Below are 4,308 nucleotides of genomic sequence, written 5' to 3' on the forward strand. Positions count from 1 at the left end.
TTCAACTAATTTATTCATAGCCTGTTCCTCCCCGGAGCTGTTTTCGGCGTTCACCAAAACTTTGCTCCCGGAACAGGCTTCTCGTCAATTTCTTATCCAGAATTCGGGTTACTTATTTATTCGAAATAAAAAAAATGGAATAGATGGTTTGTTTTTTGTACAAACAGCATGATCTTTTTGAAGTAATAGTTTGAAAGAAATGAGTGAATGGTATTTCACTCAGTGCTTGTAAAAAGAAAATTGGAAGATTAAACAGATAGCTGAGAACAGTTTTGTTCTGTAATCACCAATGAGTTGTACCAACTAAGACTCGATCTGACACTATTGATGACCTGAGCGGAACCTAATCAGACTGTCGGCTTTGCGTCAGGAGCAGACATTACTAATATCACGTTGAGTTAATCAACTAGGTACATGCTGCGTTAGCGTAACTTATAAACCGCCTGTGGGAGGCGGTTTATATGGAGTGGCTCCTAGTGATTAAGATTCCATTAGCGCCAGACGCTTGCAGCTGATTTAACTAAGAAGCTGTTCACTCCATTTAGTGAGAACCTTTTCGGCCAGTATTTTTATTTCATCCACTATAATTCGGCGCGCATCTCGGTCATGCTCCACGTGAGCAGCCATTACCCTTTTGGCCAGAAGAGTATGATGTATGTCCTTCTTATTGAATTCAGGCAAGTCTAAGTGTTTGAAAACGTCTGCAACCTGTATGGAAACATTGTGTGCATCAATCCACTCCTGAACGGTTTTTGAGTTAAGAAGTCCACATAAATAATAGGCAGTTTCTTTATCATCAAAGGCTGAAAAATAGACTTTATGATCAGGAACGTAAGGGCGTGATCCGACAAGCGGAACGTTTGCACTTCCAGCTACTGCTGCATAGAACGATGAAGACATCTCAGGCCAGATTACTTTCCATGGTTTAAACGTATAGTCTCCTACGTTATAAACGGCATGGAAAGGTGCACCTTTCATTTGCCGACGGTAAGTCGAGCGAGCCTGAAGAACAGATTCAAACGATTCGAACCAGGCAGCAGTTTTTCTCAGCTCATGCTTTTCAAGCCGTTCTTCTGCTTCAGCATAATCCGCATTTGAGATCCCCGTATTCGGAACAAATGTAAAAAGACGTTCTTCGTTGCTGACTTCTGGCGCACTAATTTTAAGATAGCATTCTTCAAAATTACTTGCTCCTTTAATCAAAGGGTACAAATCCTCTGGTTCTACCCATGCCTGTTTCATCGGGCCTATGTCTTTTTTACCCGCTTCAGGTCGACTCCGTATCTGGACATGTTTTTCATTCACCTTAAGGATAGGAACGAAGTAAACTCCATTGAGGTCAGTCGTGATCCCCTTACGCCCTTTGGTCCATGAGCACTGACGAGATAAGTATTTAATGGTTTCAAATCGGCCTGGCTCCAATATGGCCCAAGGTGAACCCGCTTCGCTAACCGGAAAGGCCTCTTTTTCTTTATACTGGATGGTATCGGAGACAGCTTTAAGCGTCTGAGACGATTTAACGGCTCGTTTTTCACCGATATTAGGCCCCCATACGCGATATGAAACCGGATACTCTGGTTCTTTTTCTGATTTTCTGAATACGGCTATCGTCGTATGGTTACTCGCATCCTCAAAAGGTTTAAGACCTTTCATATCATCCACTGATACCGGCTGAAGGTACAATGAGTCCTCTTGCGAAGGTTCGAGTTTAAATGTTCTGAAGCCCGCTGATGAAGGGTTTTTGAACAGAGTGCCCGTGATGACAAATGCCAGATGGCCACCAACATTAAGCCATTTATCAGCGACGGTATATGTGATCATTGCTGAAATATCGAGTTCGTTGCCACCATGCATGCGGGTCTTAGAAAAAATCCCATAGTGTTCGCAGGTGGGTTTTACACGCTCACGATACAGATCAGGTAATTTTGACCATCTAACCCATGGGGGATTGCCAATGACAAGGTCGAATTGCCCTGCAGTAGCAGACCAGAAAAAATTTCTGACAATCCTGAACCATATACCATTCCAGTTTTGGCGATGTAGATTCAGAATTTGGTTATATGTGTAACGCAGAGGTGTGTCCCATTCCCCAAGTAGCTGTTCAGTGAAGTAATTTCCTTTTCGAACTTTATCCATGGACTCATCAAAATCGAGCCCCATTTCGACATCTTTACCCATGCGATTAAACATTACATCGAGGTTGACGCGATCGAGTGCCAGCGCTACTGGCAAATGAATATCGAGCTTTGCAAACTGACTGCCAATACGATATTGAATTATGGGTTCAGAAGTCTCAGGTGAAGCCGCAGGAGAGTAAATTGCATCAGCCATTAGTACAGGAACTTCAAACTCGTGGCCTGGGCATTGTGCCAGCAAATCTGCGACTTCTATAATGAAATTCACCCTGGCTGTTTGTACAGCCAGAGGATTAAGATCAAAGCCCCATACGCTGTCGCACAGAAGATTCAGAGTTTCCTGAGCACTGAGGTTCTGAAACTTTGCTAATTGACGTTTCTTTCGAATTATAGCAAGTAAAAATGCTCCGGAACCGCAAGTCGGATCAAGTACTCTCTGGTTGAGAATCTCAGAGGTACTCACTTTATTTAGTGTGAAATCAACTAGCCAGTCAGGTGTGTAGAATTCACCTAAGCTCTGACGCAATTTACCCGGCACCAGTCCTTGATAAAGGTCACGAAGTACATCACGTGTTTGGGATAGCTGGTCAAGGCGGTAGAGAGATAGAACCGACAGCAAGCGTCTTAATGTTGGAAGCAACTTAGGCACAGTATTCAGACTGGCAACATCGAGATACCAGCTAAAAATTGCTTCCTCAACAAAGCCGTTTATTCCCGCCCCCTGAAAAATAGCAGAGCGTTCGATAGCTGAGTCGAGAAATTCCAGCATCTGAGCATCGTTCTTTAATGCAGCCATGCTCTGAGCTGGCTGTGCTGTTGATGTAAGCCCATGCGCTGAAACTATTTCAGCAGCTAAGAGCTTAATGAGCATTGAATTATAGGTATGAAGGACGAATAGCCGTGCAGAAATAGAGTCTGATGTAGGTCCGGACCAAGTAAAGTGCAGTTCTTTTGTGATAGCTGCAGCTTGCAGAATGGAAAGGTCGGCAACTTGGCCGTACAAAGTTCGCCATTCTTCAAAGAGCATTTTTATTTTGTTATTACCACTAATGGCAAGCTGTTGAGAAAGTCCATCAGAAAGTTGTTGCATGAACGCTCGCGCATTTGCAGAACCATGCCCAAAATCAGCAAGTAAGTTTTCTGTTGTGAGTCCTTTACGTGTATCTGAACGAAGAGCATCAACTACCATCTCTACGGATTCAGGGGAAAATGGCATCAAGTGTTGGGTGTTAATATCACCATCAATTACCTGTGCAAAACAAATATGTTCCCCATCTATGGCTATACCGATGAAATCTGATTCTGGTATCTTTGTTTCAGCGGCTTTTTTAACTATATATGGTAATAGTCGTTTTTTGGTAGCGTTTTGGAAAGCAGAACTGTCTTTCCTGCCTTTAAAATATCCTGGTGCCTTGTATTCAATGATGACGTGATTGTAACTAGCATCATTGCGATCGCGTTCAGCAAAAAGATGTAACCCTGTAGCGTCTTCTAAGGCTTTGTTCCAAGCAAACCGGACTTCTTCTTCACCCTTCCAAGGCTGAAGACGTTTTTCTTGTATTGAGGCGTAAGCGGATTGCTTCATGTAGTAAGACCTAGTCTCTGGTGGAAAGTAAGCAACCAAATATTATGAATGCCATCCTTCCCTAATTCAAGACAGATCGATCAAGGAGATTTCTATGGGGACATTTAGAATGCATACGTAACCATTCAAATTCATATGGAGGTAGAGAAAGCTTTGAAAAATGTACAGGACTGATGGCCCCGAACTGACATACCAATGAAACGTACTTGTTACCAAAGATTTCATAGCTCAGTGGCTGCTGAACCGAGAGTGGAAAAGTCACTTATGACCGTATCTCTCTCATAGCCGACCGTCAGATTTAATCGTACCCTACCGTAGGATAGCGTCAGGTCAAGTCGCAGCTAATACAAATGAGTTTGTATACCCTGCTAGGCAGGATTCAACCTATTCCGACAGACTGTTATGAGCGAAGCGAGCATTAAAGCTAACTAATATTTGGATAAAAGTGAGCTAGATTTATCTTGCTAGCTCGCCAAGTTAGTACTACAGCCGTAATTGCTCTGTAAGCCGATGATCTCCCCGGCGGCGGTAGTGACATTGTTGCGCCCGGTATTGATGCCGTCGTCGCCAGTCTGACCAATGTAAAAT

Annotated in this window: 1 protein-coding gene; it reads right to left on the reverse strand. The window is 43.3% G+C overall.

Annotated elements, in window-relative coordinates; translation table 11 throughout:
• Positions 1-516: 516 nt before the first annotated feature.
• On the reverse strand, positions 517-3,720 hold the full coding sequence (locus tag PSI23_RS20340; protein WP_273556779.1) for an Eco57I restriction-modification methylase domain-containing protein: 3,204 nt from the start codon (positions 3,718-3,720) through the stop codon (positions 517-519).
• Between the last annotated feature and the right edge of the window lie 588 nt (positions 3,721-4,308).

The organism is Xenorhabdus yunnanensis (genome assembly GCF_028598805.1).
Classification (GTDB): domain Bacteria; phylum Pseudomonadota; class Gammaproteobacteria; order Enterobacterales; family Enterobacteriaceae; genus Xenorhabdus; species Xenorhabdus yunnanensis.

What these genes read in the sequence shown, in the direction of transcription:
- PSI23_RS20340 (WP_273556779.1), bottom strand. Translation starts at nt 3,720, where the DNA reads ATGAAGCAATCCGCTTACGCCTCAATACAAGAAAAACGTCTTCAGCCT.